Here is a 19,962-nt window from a genome sequence, read left to right as displayed (position 1 = left end):
GCAACTATTGGCTTGACCGTCAAGCACCGCCGGTACGTCCCCTACAGCCACGCGCACTACGCCGGGAACCTGGTCGACGGCGCGTATGTGCTGGCGCTCTTCGGTGACGTCGCGACCGAGGTGTGCATCCAGGCCGACGGCGACGAGGGCCTGTTCGCGTCGTACTCCGACGTCCAGTTCCTGCAGCCGCTCCGGGCCGGCGACGTGGTCGAGGTGACCGCGACGATCAGCCGGGTCGGCAACCGGAGCCGCGACCTGGATTTCAGTGCGTACGTCGTCTGCCGCGGTCGTCCGGACCAATCCGCCTCGGCGGCCGAGGTACTCGCCGAACCGCTGGAGATCACCCGGGCCAGGGGAACCGTTGTCGTCCCGGTTGCGTGACGATTGGTTGCCCTGGGTAACGATCACGTGGAGTGCCGATCTCGCTCTGTAACGTGACTTGAATGAGGGTAATTCGTTTTCCCTTGCAGTACAGGCGATCGTGTTACAACGGGCTCAAAGAGCCGGGGGAGAGGTTGACACCGTCGCCGCCAGCGAGCATCGTTTTGGGGGTCGTCATATCCCGTTTGTTCAACGGTCACACGAAGTTCGGCCGCCGGATGATCCCGCGACGCTGACCAGGTCAAAGCCAGGCTTGAGTCGACGGGGGCTGAGATCGCCGGCGGTTAGCCCCCCGCGGGGCAGAGGTGGAAGAGGCTCGGCGGCCAGTAGACAACAGCCGGACGGTGCGCATCCAGCGTTTCGCCGGTTGGTCCGAAGGCACGCCGAGCCTCTTTCCTCTGGCCGCCGAACTTCATCCCTGTGATTCAGTCGTCCGGTGACGTTTCCCGGCACTGACAACGACCGACACCCGCCGGCCACCGGTCGGATACATGGGCGTGTCCGGGACGTTGTACGGTCGTGCGACCGGCGGCGTCCGCCGGTGAGGTGAGGACAAGGGGTGCCGCGTGGACCGGTTGAAGGCGCTGGGGCGGCTGCTGCCGCGGGTGGCGGTGGCTGTGCTGGCCGGGGGAGTGCTCGGCTTCGCCTTCCAGCCCCACGACCTGCCGTGGCTGACGATCGTCGCCGTACCGCTCTTCCTGGCCGCACTGCACGGGATCTCGATGAAGGCCGGCTTCCTGGTCGGCGCGGCGTTCGGGATCGCGTACTACGCCGTCCTGGTGCCCTGGCTGAGCGTGATCGGCGGGGACGCCGCCATCGCGCTCGCCGTCCTCGAAGGGCTGTTCTACGCCGTCTTCGGGCTGTTCGCGACGCAGGTACTCAAGCTGCGCTGGTGGCCGCTGTGGATCCCGTGCCTGTGGGTGGCGACCGAGTTCGCGACCGCGTCGGTGCCGTTCGGCGGATTCCCGTGGGGCAAGCTCGCCTGGGCCTTCTCGGACGCACCGCTGGGGAGGCTGGCGGCGTACGTCGGAATCGCGGGGCTGAGCTTCGTCGTCGCGTTCCTCGGTGTGCTGGTGTACGCCGTGCTGCGCCGGGGGACCGCGCTCCGGATGCGTGCGGTGGCCGTGGTCGCGGGGCTGGCGATCGTGTTCGGCAGCGCTCTGATCCACCTGTCGCTGGCCGGCGACGGGAAGACCGTGACCGCCGCGATGGTGCAGGGCAACGTGCCGGGCAAGGGGCTCGAGTTCCTCGGCCGGGCGAGGACGGTGACGAAGAACCACCTGCAGGCGACGCTGGACCTGGAGAAGGAGGTCCAGGCCGGCACCGTGAAGAAGCCGGACGTGGTGATCTGGCCGGAGAACTCCACCGACATCGATCCGTACAAGGACGACGAGACGCGGGCCGACATCGAGGAAGCCGTCAAGGCGGTGGACGTGCCGATCCTGGTCGGCGCCGTCACCGAAGGCCCCGGGCCGAACGAGCGGCAGACCACCGGCATCGTGTGGGACCCGGCGACCGGCCCGGGCCAGCGGTACGCGAAACGGCATCCGGTGCCGTTCGGTGAGTACATCCCGTTCCGGAACCAGCTACTGCCGTACATCCACCGGCTGGAGATGATCGGCGCGCAGACGGTGCCCGGTGTGGGGCCCGGCGTGATGCCGATCCGCGGGGTCACGTACGGCGACGTGATCTGCTTCGAGCTGGCCTACGACAACGTGATCCAGGACGTCGTGAAGGGCGGCGCCCAGGTCCTGATCGTGCAGACCAACAACGCGACGTACAGCGGCACCGGGCAGCCGGAGCAGCAGTTCGCGATCACCCGGATGCGCGCGATCGAGACCGGCCGGACGATCCTGATCGCGTCCACCAGCGGGATCTCCGGCGTGATCCGGCCGGACGGCTCGGTCGAACACAAGTCGGCGCAGTTCACCCGGGACGTGTACGTCGCGAACGTGCCGTTGCAGGACGGCCACACGCTGGCGACGACCCTCGGCGGCTGGCCGCAGTGGGTGCTGACGGCACTCGGGCTGCTCGGGCTGGTGCTCGCGATGGTCGCCCGCCGCCGTACCCGTCAGGATGCGACGCCGCCGCCGGCTGCCGGCTCCGCGCAGGCACGCGAGAAGGTGCCGGCCTGACGGTCGGGGTATCCCCTGATCGATCCCCGGTGACAGGAGGCGAACCGTGGGAACGGCTACCGCGACCTGTAACACTGGGGTGAACCTGCGGGAAAGGGACAGAACATGCCGTGGTTGATCGCGCTGGCGCTGCTGGCGGTACCGGTCCTGGAGATCTTCGTGATCATCCAGGTAGGCCACGCCATCGGCGGCTGGCCGACCCTCGGCCTGCTCGCCCTCGAGACGCTGACCGGTGCCTGGCTGGTCAAACGTGCCGGCCGTCGCGCCTTCGCCACCCTGCAGTCGGCCCTCCGGTCAGGCGGTGTCCCGGACGGGAAGAACTCGTCCGGACGCGACCTGACCGACAGCGGTCTCGCGCTGATCGGCGGTGCGCTGCTGATCATCCCGGGCTTCATCACCGACGTCGTGGGCCTGTTCTTCCTGCTGCCCTTCACCCGGCCGCTGGCCCGCCGCCTGGGGAGCCGCTTCCTGTCCGGCCGCGCGGCCACCCTCGCTCCACCCACCTTCGCGCCGTTCATGCCCGGCGCCACCCAGCCCCAACGCCCGGCCTCCGGCGACGTGATCCAGGGCGAGGTCATCGACCCGGACCACTAGCGGTAGATCGCTCTGGCGGTTCGGAGGAAGGACAGGGCCAGTGGAGTGCTCTCGCTCCAGGCAACGACGACCGGACTCGGTGGCAGATCGACGACGGGGACGACCGCGAACTCGGGGCCGGGGTTGTGGTCGGTGAGGGGTGTCAGGCCGATGGTGGCGTTCCACAGGACTGACTGCAGGCACTCCTGGACGGCTCGGACGACGGGTCCTCCGCGGTGGGTGCCGGCGTTCCAGTAGGACTGCCATTCGGGGTCGGTGCCCGGTGGGAACTGGAACCAGCGGCGGTCGGCCAGGTCGGCGAGGGTCAAGGTCTTGCGGGCGGCGAGCGGGTCGTCGGCGCGGAGTACGGCGCCGACCGGGTCCGTGCGGAGTTCGTGGACGTGCAGACCGGTCCGGTTGAACGGGCCGCGGGTGAGGGCGACGTCGACAAGCCCGGTGCGCAGGCCGCAGGTGGGGTCGTCGAGGTCGGTCTCGCGGATGTGGACCTCGACGGTGGGGTGGCGGTCGCGGTACGCCGCGGCGAGGCGGGAGATGTCCGGGTCGGTGCTGTCGCCGAGGATGCCGACGGTGAGGGACGTGTCGCCGGCGGCCGCGGCGACCCTGGCACGGAGGCGGTCGGCCTGGGTGAGGAGTTTGCGCGCCTCGGCGAGTAATGCGGTGCCGGCGGGGGTGAGGCTGACGCCCGACGCGGAGCGGACGAACAGCGTCGTACCGAGGTCGGCCTCCAGTTGCCGGATCGCGCGGCTCAGCGGAGGCTGGCTCATGTAGAGGCGGGTGGCGGCGCGGCCGAAGTGCAGTTCCTCGGCGACGGCGACGAAGTACCGCAAGGTGCGTAGTTCCATCACCTGCGACGATACCTGTCGGGTATCGGCGATGCCGGAGAAGTCTTGGACGCGGCGCGGGCTCCGGTGGTGCGCTGGACGCATGCTCGAAGACCCGATCGTCAACCTCGCCGACGTCCAGGAACTCGCCCGCGACGTGGTCGTGATTCCGAACCGGAACGTCGACCTCGTCCCCAACGTCACGCTGATCGGCGGCACCGGCGCGGTGCTCGTCGTCGACACCGGCCTCGGCCCGCGGAACGCGCAGCGCGTCCTGGAGTTCGCGGAGCAGTACGCGCGTGGGCGCCGGCTGTACCTGACGACGACGCACTTCCACCCGGAGCACGCGTTCGGCGCGGACGTGTTCGCGGGCGCGGCGACGTACCTGGTCAATCAGGTGCAGGCCGATGACCTGAGCACCAGGGGCGAGGGGTACCTCTCCATGTTCCGCCAGCTCGGGGAGCCCGTGGCGCGCGAACTGGAAGGCGCGACGATTCCGACGCCGGACCTGACGTACGACGAGACGTACGAGCTGGACCTCGGCGGCCGGACGGTGGTGCTCCGCGCGACCGGACGGGCGCACAGCAAGGGCGACCAGGTTGTCACGGTGCCGGACGAGGGCATCCTGCTGACCGGCGACCTGGCCGAGGCGGACCAGTTCGCGATCTTCCCGTGGTTCCCGCCGTACGACGTCGACGTGTCCGGTGTGCGCTGGATCGGTGTACTCGACCGGCTGCTCGCGGACCGCCCGCGGGTGGTCGTCCCCGGGCACGGCGACGTCGGCGATGCCCGTCTGCTCGCGGAGGTCCGCGACTATCTCGTCGAACTCCGCGACGAGACCTGGGTACGCCGCGACTCCGCGATGCCGGAGGAGACCGTGGCTGCCGAGATCCGCGCGCTGATGATCGAGCGCCACCCCGACTGGCGGCTGCCCGAGTGGATCGACCGCGGCGTCGGCTGCCTGTGCGCCGAACATGCGGGAGGTGCGTGACCCGAACCGGCCGCGTGGAGCAGACTGTGCCGAGCGACCTGGGAGGTCGAGGTAGCGAGGAGCGCGGATGCGGTTGGTCGGGTGGTTGCGGGGGCGGGATCCGGGGCTGGCGGCGACGCGGCGGGCGGGTCGGACCGCGGTGGTGATGCCGCTGCTGTTCGCGTTCTGTGCGGGGGTTCTGCGGGCGCCGACGGTGGCGAGTTTCGCCGCGTTCGGGGCGTTCGCGATGTTGTTGCTGGTCGACTTCCCGGGGAGCACGGGGCAGCGGATCCGGGCGCAGCTGCAGTTGGCGGCCGCGTGGCTGGTGCTGGTCTCGCTCGGGACCTTGGCCGGGTACTCGGTGTGGGCGGCGGTCGCGGTGACCGCCGTCGTCGGGTTCGCCGTACTGTTCTCAGGCGTCGTCAGCTCGGTGCTCGCCGGCGCCGGCACGTCGTTGCTGCTGTCCTTCATCCTGTCGGTCGCCACGCCCGGTTCCCTGTCGACGCTGCCTGATCGGCTGGCCGGGGTCGCGATCGCCGCGGTCGCCGCGGTCCTCGCCGTCACGTTCCTCTGGCCGCGGACGTCCGTCGATCCGCTCGGCGCGCCGGCCGCGCGGGTCTGCCGGGCCGCCGCGGCGCAGCTGCGGTCGGAGGCGCTGGACTCCGTCGACGTGTGCGCCGTACGGACCCGCGAGACCGCGACGCTGATCGACGAACTCCGCCGTACGTTCACCGCGACGCCGTACCGCCCGACCGGGCTGTCCACCGGGTCACGCGCGCTCGTCCGGCTGGTCGACGAGCTCACCTGGCTGAGCGGCATCCTCGACGAAGCGGGGCCAGAGGCAACGACCTGCGACGGGGAGTCCGCGGCCGTGCACCTGGCGGCCGCCGAGGTCCTCGAGGTCAGCGCCGAGCTGCTCGAGAACGGATCGCAGCAGGTCGAGAACCTGACCGGCGCCATGCAGGTACTGCGGGACGCGGTCGCGAAGCTCGAGGACGGCGCCGTCGACCGGCTGCCGTCGACGTACCGCTCCGAGGCCGACCTGCTCAGCAGCCTGAACGTGTCGTTCCGCGCCCAGGAGGTCGCGTTCGGCGTACTGCTGATCGCCCAGAACGTCGAGACCGCACGCCGGGCCGCCCAACGCCCGTGGACCGACCGCCTCCTCGGCCGCGACCCGGACGCGCTCGCCGGACCGTTCGCCAGCGCCACGGAGCGCGCTGCCGCACACCTCGAACGGCATTCGGTCTGGCTGCACAACAGCATCCGCGGCGCGGTCGGCCTCGCCGCGGCGGTGGCGCTGGCGAACGTGACCGGCGTGGAGCACGGCTTCTGGGTCATCCTCGGCACATTGTCGGTACTGCGGTCCAACGCGCTCAGCACCGGCCAGAATGCGTACCGGGCGATCGGTGGCACGGTCGTCGGGTCGATCATCGGTGCCGGCCTGCTGCAGCTGATCGGCGACAACCGGACCGCATTGTGGATCCTGCTGCCGATCGCTGTACTCGTGGCCGGGATCGTCCCGGCGGCGATCTCGTTCGCGACCGGCCAGGCCGCGTTCACGGTGACGCTGGTGATCCTGTTCAACCTCGCGCAGCCGGAGGGCTGGTCGCTGATCCTGTTCCGGATCGGCGACATCGCCCTCGGCTGTGCGGTCAGCGTCGCGGTGGGCCTGCTGTTCTGGCCTCGGGGCGCGTCGAAGGCGGTCGGGAAGGCTCTGGCCGAGGCGTACCTCGACAGCGCGCAGTACCTCGTCAGCGTCGTCGGGTACGCCGTGTCGTGCTGCGCGCCCGGTCCGCGGATGCCGCAGGACGGCCGGCGTGCGGCGGCCGCTGCGCGGAGGCTGGACGACACGTTCCGCACGTACCTCGCCGAGCGGGGCGCGAAGACCGTGCCGCTGAGCGAGATGACCGCGCTCGTGACGGGCGTCGTCGCGGTCCGGCTGGCCGCGGACGCCGTACTCGAGCTCTGGGAGCGGTACGCCGACGGTCGCCCGCCGTCGGACGACCGGGACGCGGCGCAGGCGGCGTTGCTCGCGTCCGCCGACCGGCTGCTCCGGTGGTACTCGGCCCTGGCCGGCGCACTCGACGGCCGGACGCCGGTGCCCGAACCGCTGCCGCACGACTACCCGGCGAAGACGCGCCTGGTGGACGCCGTACGGAACGATCTGTACGGCGCCGACGGCCAGGCGACGCCCACCGCGATCCGGATCCTGTGGACGAACGACCACCTGGAAGTCGTCCGCCGTCTGCAGCCCGGACTCGTTACCGCGGCCGCTGGCTCGACGCGAACGGACCCTTCGGGCTGAACGCGTACTCGGTGAACCGGTCTGCCATCACCTGATGCGTCGCGGCGTCCGGATGCAGGTCGTCGGTCAGCGGGTGTACGGCGTTGTCGGCCTCGCCGTACAGCGTGCGACCGTCGAGGTAGTGCAGGTTGGGGTCGGTCAGCGCCCGCTGGGCGACGATGCGGTCGAGCTCCGCGCGGATCACCGACAGCGTGAGCTTGCCTGCCGGGACGTCGTCCGGGTTGCCGGTCGCGGTGAACCCGAGCCGGCCTTCGGCGAGGGCCTCGAGGTTCCAGCCGGTCGGGCCGGGGGTGTCCTCGTGGATCGGGCAGAGGATCGACGAGACGACCACCAGCGGCGTGTCCGGGTGGCCGTCGCGGATGGTGTCGAGGAAACCGTGCACACCGGGCGTGAACGTGCGCAGCCGGAGGCTGTCCGAGTTCACGATGTTGATGCCGAGCTTCAGGCTGATCAGGTCGGCGGGCGTGTCGCGGATCGTGCGCGCGAAGAACGGCTGCAGGTACGCGCTGCCGCCGAAGCCGAGGTTCACCAGCTCGACGCCGCCCTGTGCCGCGGCCAGGGCGGGCCAGGTGCCGGTCGGGTGGGTCGCGTTCGAGCCGTGGCTGATCGAGCTGCCGTGGTGCAGCCAGACGCGGCGGGCCGACGGCACCGGCTCGACCGGCTGATCGGTGCGCAGGGCAACGAGCTCGGTGGTCTCGTCGTGCGGCAGCCAGATCTCGACCGTCTTCGGTACGGCGGCCAGTCCGTCGACGCGGAGCGTCTGCGGCATGCCCTGCCGGGTCTCGGCGGACCCGGTCATCAGGTCGATCGTGATCACGTCGCCGTCCGGCGCGGTCAGCTGGGTGACCAGTTGGCCGTCGACGAGTACGTCGTACACCCCGTCCGGGCGCGGGGGAGCGCCGATGTACTCGCGCTTGGTCGGGAGTGTGTCGAGCTCGATCTCGGTGGCCGCGGTCCGGAAGACGAGCCGGACGCCGGACGGCTGCGAGTCGACCATGTCCGTCTGGGGGTCGTCGTACTGCGCTCGGGCCCAGGCGGGGAGGCGGTGCGGCAGCACGCCGCGCGCGGTCGGCTCTAGGTCGAGGGCGCCGCGGAGGAGGTCGAGGGTGAGGGGAACGGTCTGCATATCAGCTCCAGCTGCGGAGGAGGTTGTCGAGGGCGTCGAGGATGCGCGGCCAGCTGCTGTCGCTCGGCGGGTCGCTGTAGCCGAAGGAACCGGCGAGCTCGAGGGTCACGTAGCCGTGGACGACGCTCCCGATCAGCCGGACGGCGTCCGTCTGCGCGGGCTCGCCCAGGTCGTAGCCGCGCAGGACGGCCCGCCAGAGTTCGGAATGCCGCCGCCCGGCGGCCACGTACTCCGTTCCCAGAGCCGAGCCGGCGGGGGTGCGGCGGGCTCCGGCCGCCGGTTGATCGCCGGGCGGTGGCGGCGTGTGGCGGGCCGCGGCGTAGCGACCCGGGTGCTCGTGGGCGTAGGTGCGATACACATTGGCCATCGCAGTCAACGCGTCGGCGCCCGCGCGACCCGCCAAGGCGTCTGCGGCCTGGTCGGCGAGCTCCGTGAGGGCCACGGTGGCGATCCGGGTCTTCAGGTCGTCGGAGTTGCGAACGTGCGAGTACAGGCTGGCGACCTGTACGTCGAAGCGGCGGGCCAGGGCCGACACGGTGACGTGGTCGAAGCCGACCTCGTCCGCCAGCTCCGCGCCCGCCTGCGCCAGCCGCATGCCGCTCAACCCGACTCTTGCCATATCGCATTATGTATTTGCCTAAAGCCTTTAGGCAAATCGAGCAAAGAAGAAACCCTCATCGCGCCGTTGCGATGAGGGTTCCGTGGGGTGTTGCTCAGGCGGTGCGCTTGGTCCGGTGCAGGTGCGCCGGGCCGATCTCACCCTTGCGGAGCAGCTCGACCCGCTCGGCCAGCAGCTCCTCCAGCTCCGAGATGCTCCGGCGCTCGCGCAGCATGTCCCAGTGCGTACGGGCCGGCTTCTCCTGCTTCGGCTCCGGCTTCTCGCCGGTGGAGCGAGCGGCCTCGCTGCCGCAGTGCGGGCACTCCCAGACCGCGGGCACCTCGGCGTCGTGCGCCATGGTCACCTCGACCACGTGGCCGCGGGGGCAGTCGTACGTGATCATCTGGCGCGGCGCGAACTCGACACCACGGTCATCCTCGAAGCTGACCCCACCCAGCCCCGAACCACGCAGTACGCGATTAGACATGTCAAACCTCCGAGATCGTCATCCGTGCCAACGGTCGGCCGGCCCGGATCATTCCCATTTTGGCATGTCCGAGCCATATGTACGCACCTGACAGCCCGTCGTGACCTGCTGTCATCGACTGTTCACAGATTCCAAATCGATATCCGGTTCACAGCCTGTTGCCAGGAAGCCAGCATCTCCTCCTCAGTAATCGACCCTAGCCTCACCGTCCATGGTGCTACCCCGCCACAAGCTCCGTGGCCTCAGTTTCGTGAACGTGGCGCTGGTCGCGATCGTGCTCGTCATCGGCGTGACCGCCTACTTCCTGTTCTTCAAGAAGGATCCGCCGGCCGCGAACGCGACCCGGCCGTCGGTCGCCGTCCAGCGCGGCGCGGTCACCGCGAGCGTCAGCTCCAGCGGCACCCTGCAGAGCTCGACGACCGCGTCGCCGGCCTTCGAGACGTCCGGCACGGTCACCCAGGTCCTGGTCAAGGTCGGCCAGGTGGTCGCGAAGGGCGCGGCGATCGCGAAGGTCGACCCGTCGTCCGCGAATCGGCAGCTCGTGATCGCGCAGCAGAACCAGATCGCCGCGGCGAACTCGGTGACCGCGGCCGAGCAGACGCTCAGCGACGCGCAGACCGCCCTCGAAGCCGCCGAGGAGGCGTCGGCCTCCCCGTCGCCTACGCCCACACCGTCGAACGGTCAGCAACAGCAGACCCAGAGCCAGTCTCAGGGTCAGGGACAGAGTCAGAGTCCGGAAGTTGCCGTCAGCAACGCCGAGGCCAACCTGGCGAAGGCGAAGGCGGACAAGGAACAGGCCGACCAGAACGTCGAGGCGGCCGAGGCTGCGGTCGCCGCGACCACGCTGAAGGCGCCGATCGCCGGCACCATCACCGCGATCAACGGCGCGGTCGGCTCGGTGACCGGTGGCTCCAGCTCAGGTTCAGGGAGCGGCAGCAGCGGTGGACAAGGGTCGACCTCAGGTCAAGGTTCATCCTCGACCTCCACGAGTACGTCGAGCACGTCCGGCACCGGCTTCGTCGACATCGCGGACCTGAAGTCGCTCCAGGTGGTGGCCGCGTTCGCCGAGGCCGACGCGATCAAGATCAAGGCCGGCCAGTCGGCGACCGTCACGTTGAACGCCGAACCCGGTACGACGCTGACCGCCTCGCTGGCGTCCGTGTCACCGACCCCGACCACGACCAACGGCGTCGTCTCGTACTCCGCGACCTTCAGCCTCTCCAAGCTCCCGGCGAACGCCCGGATCGGCCAGACCGCGAACGTCACTGTGCAGACCGCGAAGGCGGCGAACGCGCTCTACGTCCCGAGCACCGCGCTCGCGACCAGCGGCACGACGTACACCGTGACGATGGCCGACGGCAGCGGGACCCGGGAGGTGAAGATCGGCGTCCGCGGCGACAGCTACACCCAGATCGTGTCCGGCCTGAACGAGGGCGACCAGATCGAACTGCTGCAGGGCACCATCGGCAGCACCCAGACCGGTCAGAACGGCCAGAACCGGCAGGGCGTGGGCGGCGGCCAGTTCCCGGGTGCCGGCAACGGCGGCGGACTCGGCGGTGGCGCGGGTGGCGCGGGCGGTGGAGGTTTCCGTGGCCGCTGACGCCCTGATCGAGATCCGGGAGGTCACCAAGACGTACGGCAACGGCGAGACCGCGGTACACGCGCTCCGGGGCGTGTCGCTGCGGGTCGAGGCCGGGGAGTACGTCGCGGTGATGGGCTCGTCCGGCTCCGGCAAGTCGACGTTGATGAACATCCTCGGCTGTCTCGACGTACCGTCGCGCGGGGAGTACTGGCTGGACGGCAGCGACGTCGCCCGGCTGTCCGAGGACCAGCAGGCGCTCGTCCGCGGCCGGAAGATCGGGTTCATCTTCCAGTCGTTCAACCTGATCCCGCGGACCACCGCGCTGGCGAACGTCGAGCTGCCGCTCACCTACGCGCACCTGCGCCGGGCCGAACGCCGGCGGCGGGCGAACCGGGCGCTCGAACTGGTCGGCCTCGCGGACCGTACCGGCCACCGGCCGAACCAGCTGTCCGGCGGCCAGCAGCAGCGCGTCGCGATCGCCCGCGCGCTCGCGACCGGCCCGCGGATCCTGCTCGCCGACGAGCCGACCGGCAACCTGGACGCGCACTCGACCGACGAGGTGCTCGGCATGTTCGACCAGCTGCACGCCGAGGGCCGGACGATCATCGTGATCACCCACGAGCACGAGGTCGCGGCGCGCGCCCGCCGGCTGGTGCACGTCTCCGACGGACGGATCGTCCGTGACGAGGTGACCCGCTGATGTCACCACGCGACCTGATGGGCGCCGCGCTCCGCGGCCTGACCGCGAACAAGCTCAGATCGCTGCTGACCGTGCTCGGCGTCTCGATCGGCGTCGGCGCGGTGATCGTGCTGGTTGCGGTCGGCAACGGTTCCGGCAAGGCGGTGCAACAGCGGCTGGAGGCGATGGGCACCAATCTGCTCACGGTCTCCACGACCGGCGGCGGCGGTGGCTTCGTCCGCGGCCAGGCCGGTCCGTCGAACCAGCAGTACAGCCTGACGCTCGCAGACGCCACGGCCCTCGCGGACAAGCACCTCGCGCCCGACGTGGCCTCCGTCGCACCGGTGATGACCAGCTCCGGTACGGCGACCAACGGCGACACCAGCTACACGGTCAACCAGGTGATCGGTACGAGTCCGGCGTACCTGCCGGCCACCAACACGCCGGTGCAGCTCGGCCAGTCGTTCACCCAGGCGGACGTCGACACGTCCCAGCGGGTGATCCTGCTCGGGCAGACCGCAGCGACCGAACTGTTCACCCGGCCGGCCGGTGCGGTCGGCCGGACGATCAAGCTCGGCGCCGTCGACTTCACCGTGCTCGGCGTACTGGCGAGCAAGGACAGCACGGGGTTCAACGACCCGAACGCGACGGCGATCGTCCCGATCACCACGCTGCGCGCGACCCAGGCCGGGTACGGCGCACTGAACCAGATCGTCGTCCAGGCGGCGGACAAGGACCGCGTCGACCTGGCCCAGGCCGAGGTCACCCAGTTGCTGACGGCCCGGCACCAGGTGCCGGCGACCGAGACGACCTCGCCGTTCCGGATCACGAACTCCGCGCAGATCCTGCAGACCAGCCAGGACACCGCGGCGACGTTCACCGCACTGCTCGCGACCGTGGCCGCGATCAGCCTGGTGGTCGGCGGCATCGGGGTCACGAACATCATGCTGGTCACGGTGACCGAGCGGACCCGGGAGATCGGGATCCGCAAGGCGCTCGGTGCCCGCCGGCGCACCATCCTCGGCCAGTTCCTGATCGAGGCGACGCTGCTCAGCCTGATCGGCGGCGCGGTCGGCGTCGGGGCGGCGCTGATCATCACCCGCTTCCAGCTGGCCGGTGTGCAGCCGGCCCTGGTGCCGTCGTCGATCGGACTCGCGCTCGGCGTGTCCGCGGCGGTCGGGCTGTTCTTCGGCAGCATGCCGGCGCACCGAGCCGCCGGTCTCCGTCCCATCGATGCACTACGACACGAGTGAGAGAGAACATGACCAACGAGACGCCCGACGAGTTCGCCCAGATCGGGTCCGACGAGGAGGTCGACGCGGCCCTGCGGCCGAGGAAGACCCTGAACCTGCCACTCGCGACCGCCGTCCTGGCCGGCATCGTGGTGCTCGCCGTCGGCCTCGCGGGCGGCGCCGGGCTGCATGCCGCGTTCGCGTCCGACAGCACGTCGAACCAGCCGCAGGCGGGTCGCGGCTTCGGCGGGTACGGCGGCTACCGCGGCCAGAACGGGCAGAACGGGCCCGGGAACTTCGGCGGCCAAGGGGGCGGGCAGGGTGGCGGCGGGACGATCGGCACGGTTGTCTCCGCGAGCTCGTCCGAGCTCGTCGTGAAGACGCAGTCCGGCAACGTCACGGTGAAGCTCACCGGTGACACGACGTACGAGATCACCTCGAAGGGCACCGCCGCGGACCTGAAGGCCGGCGAGCAGGTGGTGGTCAGCGGGCAGAACTCGAACGGCACGATCACCGCGAACTCGGTCCGCCAGGGCTCGTTCGGCGGCTTCCGCGCCCCGAACGCGACCCCTTCCACCCGCTGACGTTCACGTGCGGGTGGCGAAGAGGGCGACGGCGGTGGAGTCGAGCGTGAAGGCGCCGCCGTAGGCGTCGATCGCGGCGCCGGTTCGTTCGAGGACGGCGTCGAGCTTGCCGGCGTCGGCGAGTGGCTTGGCCATGCCGCTGGTGCGCAGTTGGTCGAGCCACTCGTCGCGGGTGTACGTGCGGGACCACGGGAAGGTCGGGCGTTCGACGGCGGTGAACGCGGTGCCGAGGCTTTCGGCGGTCCGGTCGAGGAAGTGCTCGTACGCGCCGAGAGGTGACGCGGCGGCGCGGGAGGCGGCCGGGTGGTCGGGGAGTACGTCGCGGTTGACGGCGGCGAACGCCTCGCCGAGGTCGGACGGTGGCTGGAGGACGTACCAGAAGACGGCGAACGTCCCGCCGGGCCGCAGTACCTCGGCGGCCTTCGCGGCGCCGGCGACGGGGTCGATCCAGTGCCAGGTCATGCCCGCGACCAACGCGTCGTACGTCCGGCCTCGCGGGTCCCACGACTCGAACGCCGACACCTCGACCTCGACGCCGGTGGTCCGCGCGTGCGCCGCCATCCGTTCGTCGACCTCGACACCGAGCACCTGACAGCCGGCGGCGTCGAGCTGCCGGGCCAGGATGCCTGTCCCGCAACCGACGTCCAGCACCGCCGGTCCCGGGCCTTTGGCAACAACTGCCTCGATCAGGGCGTCGGGATAGGTGGGCCGCGCGCGGTCGTACAGCTCGGGATCGGAGCCGAAGGACTCAGCCATGTCACGACGCTGATGCGGTGCGGAGTCCGGCACTGAAGTGGGCATGTGCCCACGGTAGTGGGCGGTTGCCCATCCTTGTCAAGGGTGCCCGACAGAGATCCGATGAGTCATTGACTCCTGTGCTTGGAAAGCGCTATCTTCCGACGAAATGAGGCCCAAAAAGTACAAATTGGCCTCTCCGAGACGGAAGTTGGCACGACAGTGATCAGGTCATTCAAAGTCCTGGCCGCAGGGGTGGGGGTCGCCCTGACGCTGGCCGCCTGCGGTACGGGCGGAGCCGGCAAGGCCGAGCAGGATCCGAAGGCACCGCTCGAGCTGTGGGCACGGACCACCCCCGGCGGCGACGGCGAGAAGGGCATGAAGAAGCTCGCGGCCGCCTTCGAGCAGCAGACCGGGCAGAAGGTCGAGGTCACCGCGATCTTCGACGACTTCGAGACCAAGCTGGCCCAGCGCGCCGCGCAGAAGGACCTGCCGGACATCGTGATGAACGACTCGTCGCAGCTCGGCACGATGGTCAGCCAGGGCATCGTCCGCGAGGTCGACATGTCCCAGATCAAGGGCAGCGACCAGCTGCTCGCGCCGGCCCTGGCCGCGGCCCGCGCCGCCGACGGCAAGACGTACGGCGTGCCGTACTCCGCGCAGGCCTCCGCGCTGCTGATCCGCAAGGACTGGCTGAAGAAGGTCAAGCTGACCGCCCCGACGACCTGGGACCAGATGGTCACCCTGGCGAAGGCCTTCACCACCCAGGATCCGGACGGCAACGGCAAGGCCGACACGTACGGGCTGGCCGTGCCCGGCTCCACCAAGCGCGGCTATGCCTCCTGGTACTTCTCGAACTTCCTCTGGGCCGGCGGCGGAGACTTCGTCGCGAAGGGTGCCGACGGCAAGTACAAGCCCGCGATGACCACGCCGGAGTCGGAGGCCGCGACGAAGTGGTTCCGCGACCTGGCCTGTACGTCGAAGGTGATCCAGCCGGGCGCCGCGACGATGGACACGCCGCCGACCAACGAGACGTTCGAGGCCGGGAAGACCGGGATGTACGTCGTCGGCCCGTACCTGATGCCGCGCTTCGACTCCTCGCTCGGCAAGGACAAGTACGAGGTGGTCGCGATGCCGAAGGGACCGAAGGACTCGACCGTGCTGGCCGAGGGCGGCAGCGTCTACCTGATGGCCGGCTCCAAGAACGAGGCGGCGCAGAACGCGTTCGCGTCGTACGCGATCTCGGAGGCCGGGCAGAAGGTCGGCATGGAGGGTGAGAAGGCGTTCATCGTCCAGCTCCCGGTGAACAAGAACGTCGACATCAGCACGGTTCGCCCCGACCCGCGCTGGAAGCTGTACGCCGACGTGTACAAGGAGAACGGCCGCTACGCACCGTCCGTACCGAACTGGACGCCGATCCGCCAGAGCACCGCGGACACGGTGAACGCGCTGATCGCGGACTGCAGCCTCGACCTGGACTCCGAGCTGAAGAAGCTCGACCAGAAGCTCGGTGACACGCTCAACCAGCAGGGCATCGGAGCGTCGTGAGTGTGAAGGAAGCAACGCGGGTGACGGCGCCGGCGCGGACAGCGCCGGCGGCCGGTCGCCCGCAGCGCAAGAGGGGCCGGGACGGTCAGTGGTGGATCCCGTGGCTGTTCCTGGCGCCGGCGCTGGTGCTGTTCGTGTACTTCAAGTTCATCCCGATGGCACAGGCGATCGGGATGTCGGTCCAGGAGGTCCGCCCGTACCTCGGCAACCGGTGGGTCGGCGGCGCGAACTACGCGGAGATCCTCGGCGACGGCGGGTTCCGCTCGGCCGCCTGGAACACCGTCGTCCTCGCGGTCGGCCAGACGGCCGGTTCGATGATCCTCGGGTTCTGCCTGGCGCTGCTCGTCGAGGGGCAGACCCGCAAGCTGAGCTTCATCCGGTCGGCGGCGTTCCTGCCGGTCGTCGTGCCGCTGGCCGTCACCGCCGAGCTCTGGCGGATCATGTACCACCCGACCGGGGACGGGCTGATCAACCAGGTGATCGGGCTGGTCGGGCTCGGGCCGTCCGGGTTCATCAACGACCCGCACACGTCGCTCGCCTCGATCGCGGTCACCGGGATCTGGCGCGGGGCGCCGTACGACATGATGATCTTCCTGGCCGGGCTGGCGGGGATCGACCGTGGGCTGTACGAGGCGGCGACGGTGGACGGCGCGTCGACCTGGAAGCGGATCGTGCACGTCACGCTGCCCGGGCTCCGGCCGGTGTTCGCGATCCTGTTCGTGCTGGCCGCGGTGCGCGGGTTCCGGGTCTTCACCGAGGTGTTCCTGCTGACCAACGGCGGCCCGAACGGGTCGACCGAGGTCGTGATGACGCTGATCTACAAGCTGGGCCTGGAGCAGAGCCGGCTCGGTGTCGGCTCGGCCGGTGCGGTGCTGCTGTTCGCCGCGACGCTCGTGCTGACCGTCTGCGTCCAGCTGCTGCGACGGAGGAGATCCGCATGAGTGCTGCCACCGAGACCGCGCTCGGCCTGACCGAGAGCAAGGGCGCCGGCGCCCGGATCGCGAAGTTCGTGATCTACGCCGGGTTGTTCACCGTCTTCGCGGGGCCGCTGCTCGCGCTGCTGGTCGGCTCCTTCAACCACGTGTCGGACCCGACCCAGCTCAGCGTCGTACCGCGGACGCCGACGCTGGACAACTTCCGGATCGCGTTCGACCACGGCGTACTGCGGTACCTGCTGAACTCGTTCTTCGTCGTCGGCTTCGGGCTGCTGCTGCAGGTGGCGGTTTCCGTGCTCGCCGGGTACGCGCTGGCGCGGAAGAAGTTCCCGCTGATGACGCTGGTGATGGTCGCGATCCTGGCCACGATGATGCTGCCCGAGGAGATCCTCGCGCTGCCGCTCACGCTGGTGCTCGCCGACCTGCCGCTGGTGCACCTGAACCTGATGGGCACGCTGGCCGGGATGATCGTCCCGCTCGGGGCGTGGGCGTTCTCGATCCTGGTGATGACCGAGTTCATGAAGGACGTACCGCGTGAACTCGAGGAGGCGGCCCGGATCGACGGCGCCGGTGAGTTCCGGATCTTCGGGCAGATCATCCTGCCGCTGTGCAAGCCGGCGCTCGGGGTGATCGGGGTGTTCGGGTTCACGATGATCTGGGACCAGTACCTGCTGCCGCTGCTGGTCGCGCAGAACGCCAAGGCCTACACGCTTCCGCTGGCGCTGCGGACGTTGCGGATCGACCCGGCGGTCACGCCCGGTGTCGTGCTCGCGGCGTCGCTGCTCGCACTGCTTCCTTCCGTACTGGTGTTCCTCTTCTTCCAACGTTCGTTCGCCCGGGGGCTGACCTCCGGCGCACTCAAGGGGTGAGACATGGATCGTCGAATCTTCCTCACAACCGCCGCCGCCGGCCTGACGGCCGCGGCAGGGACGCTGCCGGCCATGGCCGGAACTACCGGGCGGCTCCCGGCCGCGGCCGCGCCGCCCTCGGCGGCGGACGGAGTGGGCGGTGCCGGCGCGGGCGAGGCTGGAGCGGGCGGGGCGGGCGCGGGTGTCGGTCCGTGGGGTGGGTTCGTGCGGTCGGTGGAGGAGTTGCGGGCGGCGATTGCCGCGGCGGCGCCGGGAGCGGTGGTTACCGTTGCCGACGGCACCTATGACGTCACGGAGCCGATTGCGATCACCGGTAAGCGCGGTACGTGCGACGAGCCGATCGTGATCCGGGCCGAGTCGGTCGGCGGTGTCGTGCTGCAGGGCCCGCAGACGTTCGTGCTGAGTGCGTCGTCGGACGTCACGCTCAGCGGATTCGCGTTCCGCGGACAGACCGCGACGTTCGACGTACCGCCGGACTGCAAGCGGATCCGGCTGACCCGCAACGACTTCCAGTTGGCCGATGTCGAGGGTCTGCACTGGGTGATGCTGCGCGGCGACTACACGGAGTTCGACCACAACGAGTTCCACGACAAGTCGAAGCTCGGCATCTTCCTCGGCATCGAGGGCGCCGGCACCGACCAGATGGCGGTCGGCGTGCACATCCACCACAACTACTTCCGCGACCATTCGTTCCCCGGCGACAACGGCGGCGAGCCGATCCGGCTCGGGGTCAGCCCGCGGGCGCTGTCGACGGCGGCGGCGGTCGTCGAGCTGAACCTGTTCGAGCGCTGCAACGGCGACCCGGAAGCGGTCTCGGTGAAGTCGTCCGGCAACACCGTGCGGCACAACACGTTCCGCGACAGCATGGGCGGCATCGTGCTGCGGCACGGCAACGGAACCCGGATCGAAGGCAACTACCTGCTGTCCGGGCAGAACGGGATCCGGATCTACGGCAACGACCACCTGATCGTGAACAACTACGTCGAGAAGATCGGCAATGCCGGCGTCGTCCTCGGCAGCGGTAGCGTCCGGGACCACTACCCGGGCGAGCCGTCGAAGTCCCGCACCGGCAACGACGCGCCGGACCGGGTCCGGATCGCGCTGAACACGGTCCTGGACTGCGAGTCCGGGATCGTCGGGGAGAGCCACCGGACCCTGCCGCCGCTGGACTGCGCCGTGACGGACAATCTGCTGGTGGCAGACAGCGGAGAGTTGGTGAACATGCCGTTCCAGGACGGCATCACCTGGTCGGGCAACATCCACTGGGGACAGGGCACGGACGGCAACGCACCCGCCGCCGCGTTCACCCGCGTCGACCCGCGGCTCGCGACCGGGACGGACGGCGTACGCCGGCTGACGTCCGGGAGCCCCGCGATCAACGCGGCGTCCCGGGCGTACCCGGACGTCCCGCGGGACCTGGACGGCGATCACCGGACCGGGCGTACGGCGGACGTCGGCGCGGACGAGTACTCACCCCGGCGTCCGGCGTACCGGCCTCTGACACCTGTCGACGTCGGGCCGCACGCGCGATGAAAACTGCGGATGCGGTCGTCGGGGAGCAGGAGATCATCCGGTCGTACCTGGACCGGCTGCGACTGGACCTGGTCGTCGCGGCCCGGATCACGAAGGTGCACCGCGAGTGGTCGCGGGCGCTGATGCCCGATCCGTTCTCGCGGTTGTACCTGATCCTCGAGGGCGAGGGGCGCCTCGTCGTCGGGGACCAGGAGCTGTACCCGCAGCCCGGCGAACTCGTGTACACACCGGCCGACGTGCCGGTGTCGTACGAGACGATCAGTGACAACGTGTTCCGCAAGCACTGGCTGCACTTCTCGGCGCTGATCGGCGACCGGGACATCGGCGAGCTGATCACGTTGCCGTACATCGTCACGAGCAAGGCTCCGGACGCGGCGGCCGCGCTGTTCGAGCAGGTCGGCGCGGCCGACCGGGACCCGCCCGGCCTGTCCACGCCGCTGCGGATGCGGTCGGCGCTGACCGCGCTGTTCGCGCACTTCCTGGAGAGCGCGCCGCCCGGCACGGTGCGGTTGTCGCCGCAGCAGACGACTGAGTCGGGGATCGTCAGGTACATCCAGGACAACCTCGCCACGCTGCCGAGCGTGGAGGAGCTCGCCGGGGTGTTCGGGTACGACCTGCCGGCGTTCCTGCGGCACTTCCGGACCGAGTTCGGGCTGTCGCCGAAGCAGTACATCAAACGGGCCAAGATCGAGTGGGCCCAGCGTGAACTGTCCACGACCGCGCGCCCGATGGAGGAGATCGCGGCCGCGGTCGGCATGGACCAGTCCTATTTCTCGAAGGTCTTCCGGCAGGTGAGTTCGGTGACCCCGAGCGAGTACCGAAAGTTGTACCGCCCAAGCAACTAAGGA

At 69.9% G+C, this 19,962-nt stretch carries 19 protein-coding genes; 14 read left to right on the top strand and 5 right to left on the bottom strand.

Features of this window, described 5'->3' with window-relative positions:
• Positions 1-12 precede the first annotated feature (12 nt).
• From AB0M51_RS23990 to AB0M51_RS23980, 3 genes are all read left to right on the top strand, one after another.
• Positions 13-381, top strand: coding sequence for a hotdog domain-containing protein (locus AB0M51_RS23990; RefSeq protein WP_344195228.1), 369 nt, complete (start codon positions 13-15; stop codon positions 379-381).
• 566 nt (positions 382-947) lie between these two features.
• Complete coding sequence (lnt, locus tag AB0M51_RS23985; RefSeq protein ID WP_344195230.1) at positions 948-2,516, top strand: apolipoprotein N-acyltransferase; 1,569 nt, start codon at positions 948-950, stop codon at positions 2,514-2,516.
• Between the two features lie 105 nt (positions 2,517-2,621).
• Positions 2,622-3,110, top strand: coding sequence for an FxsA family protein (locus AB0M51_RS23980; RefSeq protein ID WP_344195232.1), 489 nt, complete (start codon positions 2,622-2,624; stop codon positions 3,108-3,110).
• Here the strand turns inward: AB0M51_RS23980 and AB0M51_RS23975 are convergent.
• A complete protein-coding gene (locus AB0M51_RS23975; RefSeq protein ID WP_344195234.1) occupies positions 3,107-3,952 on the bottom strand; it encodes a LysR family transcriptional regulator in 846 nt (281 codons plus the stop codon). The genes AB0M51_RS23980 and AB0M51_RS23975 overlap by 4 nt on opposite strands.
• Before the next feature lie 82 nt (positions 3,953-4,034).
• On the opposite strand from AB0M51_RS23975, the gene AB0M51_RS23970 reads away from it, so the two are divergent.
• On the top strand, positions 4,035-4,922 hold the full coding sequence (locus AB0M51_RS23970; protein WP_344195236.1) for an MBL fold metallo-hydrolase: 888 nt from the start codon (positions 4,035-4,037) through the stop codon (positions 4,920-4,922).
• A 67-nt stretch (positions 4,923-4,989) separates the two neighbouring features.
• Positions 4,990-7,206, top strand: a complete 2,217-nt coding sequence (locus AB0M51_RS23965) for an FUSC family protein (RefSeq protein ID WP_344195238.1) — start codon at positions 4,990-4,992, stop codon at positions 7,204-7,206.
• Here the strand turns inward: AB0M51_RS23965 and AB0M51_RS23960 are convergent.
• The 3 genes from AB0M51_RS23960 to AB0M51_RS23950 all read right to left on the bottom strand — a co-directional run bounded on the left by AB0M51_RS23960 (position 7,163) and on the right by AB0M51_RS23950 (position 9,417).
• Entirely contained in the window at positions 7,163-8,332 is a 1,170-nt protein-coding gene (locus AB0M51_RS23960; protein ID WP_344195240.1) for a GDSL-type esterase/lipase family protein, read from the bottom strand. The two genes, AB0M51_RS23965 and AB0M51_RS23960, sit on opposite strands and share 44 nt — an antisense overlap.
• 1 nt (position 8,333) lies before the next feature.
• Positions 8,334-8,951 carry a WHG domain-containing protein gene (locus AB0M51_RS23955; RefSeq protein WP_344195242.1) on the bottom strand — a complete coding sequence of 206 codons (618 nt, stop codon included), beginning with the start codon at positions 8,949-8,951 and terminating at the stop codon, positions 8,334-8,336.
• Positions 8,952-9,045: 94 nt separating this feature from the next.
• Positions 9,046-9,417, bottom strand: a complete 372-nt coding sequence (locus AB0M51_RS23950; RefSeq protein WP_130448290.1) for an RNA polymerase-binding protein RbpA — start codon at positions 9,415-9,417, stop codon at positions 9,046-9,048.
• Between the two features lie 211 nt (positions 9,418-9,628).
• Between AB0M51_RS23950 and AB0M51_RS23945 the strand changes: the two genes are divergently transcribed.
• Genes AB0M51_RS23945 through AB0M51_RS23930 form a run of 4 tightly spaced genes read left to right on the top strand, consistent with a single transcriptional unit; the run spans position 9,629 to position 13,494 of the window.
• Positions 9,629-11,017 carry an HlyD family efflux transporter periplasmic adaptor subunit gene (locus tag AB0M51_RS23945; protein ID WP_344195244.1) on the top strand — a complete coding sequence of 463 codons (1,389 nt, stop codon included), beginning with the start codon at positions 9,629-9,631 and terminating at the stop codon, positions 11,015-11,017.
• Complete coding sequence (locus AB0M51_RS23940) at positions 11,007-11,699, top strand: ABC transporter ATP-binding protein (RefSeq protein WP_344195246.1); 693 nt, start codon at positions 11,007-11,009, stop codon at positions 11,697-11,699. Before AB0M51_RS23945 ends, AB0M51_RS23940 begins: the two co-directional genes overlap by 11 nt.
• On the top strand, positions 11,699-12,931 hold the full coding sequence (locus AB0M51_RS23935) for an ABC transporter permease (RefSeq protein ID WP_344195248.1): 1,233 nt from the start codon (positions 11,699-11,701) through the stop codon (positions 12,929-12,931). The genes AB0M51_RS23940 and AB0M51_RS23935 overlap by 1 nt, the downstream gene beginning before the upstream one ends.
• An 8-nt stretch (positions 12,932-12,939) precedes the next feature.
• On the top strand, positions 12,940-13,494 hold the full coding sequence (locus AB0M51_RS23930) for a hypothetical protein (RefSeq protein ID WP_344195250.1): 555 nt from the start codon (positions 12,940-12,942) through the stop codon (positions 13,492-13,494).
• A gap of 3 nt (positions 13,495-13,497) precedes the next feature.
• Here AB0M51_RS23930 and AB0M51_RS23925 read toward each other — a convergent pair whose 3' ends face one another.
• Complete coding sequence (locus tag AB0M51_RS23925) at positions 13,498-14,250, bottom strand: class I SAM-dependent methyltransferase (protein WP_363750446.1); 753 nt, start codon at positions 14,248-14,250, stop codon at positions 13,498-13,500.
• A gap of 201 nt (positions 14,251-14,451) precedes the next feature.
• Between AB0M51_RS23925 and AB0M51_RS23920 the strand changes: the two genes are divergently transcribed.
• The 5 genes from AB0M51_RS23920 to AB0M51_RS23900 are packed head-to-tail and all read left to right on the top strand — an operon-like array spanning position 14,452 to position 19,959.
• Positions 14,452-15,777: a sugar ABC transporter substrate-binding protein gene (locus AB0M51_RS23920; protein WP_344195255.1), complete on the top strand. Its 1,326-nt coding sequence runs from the start codon at positions 14,452-14,454 to the stop codon at positions 15,775-15,777.
• A gap of 2 nt (positions 15,778-15,779) precedes the next feature.
• A complete protein-coding gene (locus tag AB0M51_RS23915; protein WP_344195257.1) occupies positions 15,780-16,718 on the top strand; it encodes a sugar ABC transporter permease in 939 nt (312 codons plus the stop codon).
• Entirely contained in the window at positions 16,715-17,581 is an 867-nt protein-coding gene (locus AB0M51_RS23910) for a carbohydrate ABC transporter permease (RefSeq protein WP_344195259.1), read from the top strand. Before AB0M51_RS23915 ends, AB0M51_RS23910 begins: the two co-directional genes overlap by 4 nt.
• A gap of 3 nt (positions 17,582-17,584) precedes the next feature.
• Positions 17,585-19,114 carry a polysaccharide lyase 6 family protein gene (locus tag AB0M51_RS23905; protein ID WP_344195261.1) on the top strand — a complete coding sequence of 510 codons (1,530 nt, stop codon included), beginning with the start codon at positions 17,585-17,587 and terminating at the stop codon, positions 19,112-19,114.
• Positions 19,111-19,959: an AraC family transcriptional regulator gene (locus AB0M51_RS23900; protein ID WP_344195263.1), complete on the top strand. Its 849-nt coding sequence runs from the start codon at positions 19,111-19,113 to the stop codon at positions 19,957-19,959. Before AB0M51_RS23905 ends, AB0M51_RS23900 begins: the two co-directional genes overlap by 4 nt.
• Positions 19,960-19,962 lie beyond the last annotated feature (3 nt).

Source organism: Kribbella sp. NPDC051137 (genome assembly GCF_040682535.1).
Lineage (GTDB): Bacteria > Actinomycetota > Actinomycetes > Propionibacteriales > Kribbellaceae > Kribbella > Kribbella karoonensis.
Note: the sequence above shows the minus strand (reverse complement) of the source record. Positions and strands in the feature narration are given on the sequence as shown.

Coding starts and splice junctions, on each gene's coding strand:
- AB0M51_RS23970 (WP_344195236.1), top strand. CDS start 4,035: ATGCTCGAAGACCCGATCGTCAACCTCGCCGACGTCCAGGAACTCGCC.
- AB0M51_RS23900 (WP_344195263.1), top strand. CDS start 19,111: ATGAAAACTGCGGATGCGGTCGTCGGGGAGCAGGAGATCATCCGGTCG.
- AB0M51_RS23980 (WP_344195232.1), top strand. CDS start 2,622: ATGCCGTGGTTGATCGCGCTGGCGCTGCTGGCGGTACCGGTCCTGGAG.
- AB0M51_RS23965 (WP_344195238.1), top strand. CDS start 4,990: ATGCGGTTGGTCGGGTGGTTGCGGGGGCGGGATCCGGGGCTGGCGGCG.
- AB0M51_RS23925 (WP_363750446.1), bottom strand. CDS start 14,250: ATGGCTGAGTCCTTCGGCTCCGATCCCGAGCTGTACGACCGCGCGCGG.
- AB0M51_RS23910 (WP_344195259.1), top strand. CDS start 16,715: ATGAGTGCTGCCACCGAGACCGCGCTCGGCCTGACCGAGAGCAAGGGC.
- AB0M51_RS23905 (WP_344195261.1), top strand. CDS start 17,585: ATGGATCGTCGAATCTTCCTCACAACCGCCGCCGCCGGCCTGACGGCC.
- AB0M51_RS23960 (WP_344195240.1), bottom strand. CDS start 8,332: ATGCAGACCGTTCCCCTCACCCTCGACCTCCTCCGCGGCGCCCTCGAC.
- AB0M51_RS23945 (WP_344195244.1), top strand. CDS start 9,629: ATGGTGCTACCCCGCCACAAGCTCCGTGGCCTCAGTTTCGTGAACGTG.
- AB0M51_RS23955 (WP_344195242.1), bottom strand. CDS start 8,951: ATGGCAAGAGTCGGGTTGAGCGGCATGCGGCTGGCGCAGGCGGGCGCG.
- AB0M51_RS23935 (WP_344195248.1), top strand. CDS start 11,699: ATGTCACCACGCGACCTGATGGGCGCCGCGCTCCGCGGCCTGACCGCG.
- AB0M51_RS23950 (WP_130448290.1), bottom strand. CDS start 9,417: ATGTCTAATCGCGTACTGCGTGGTTCGGGGCTGGGTGGGGTCAGCTTC.
- AB0M51_RS23930 (WP_344195250.1), top strand. CDS start 12,940: ATGACCAACGAGACGCCCGACGAGTTCGCCCAGATCGGGTCCGACGAG.
- AB0M51_RS23975 (WP_344195234.1), bottom strand. CDS start 3,952: ATGGAACTACGCACCTTGCGGTACTTCGTCGCCGTCGCCGAGGAACTG.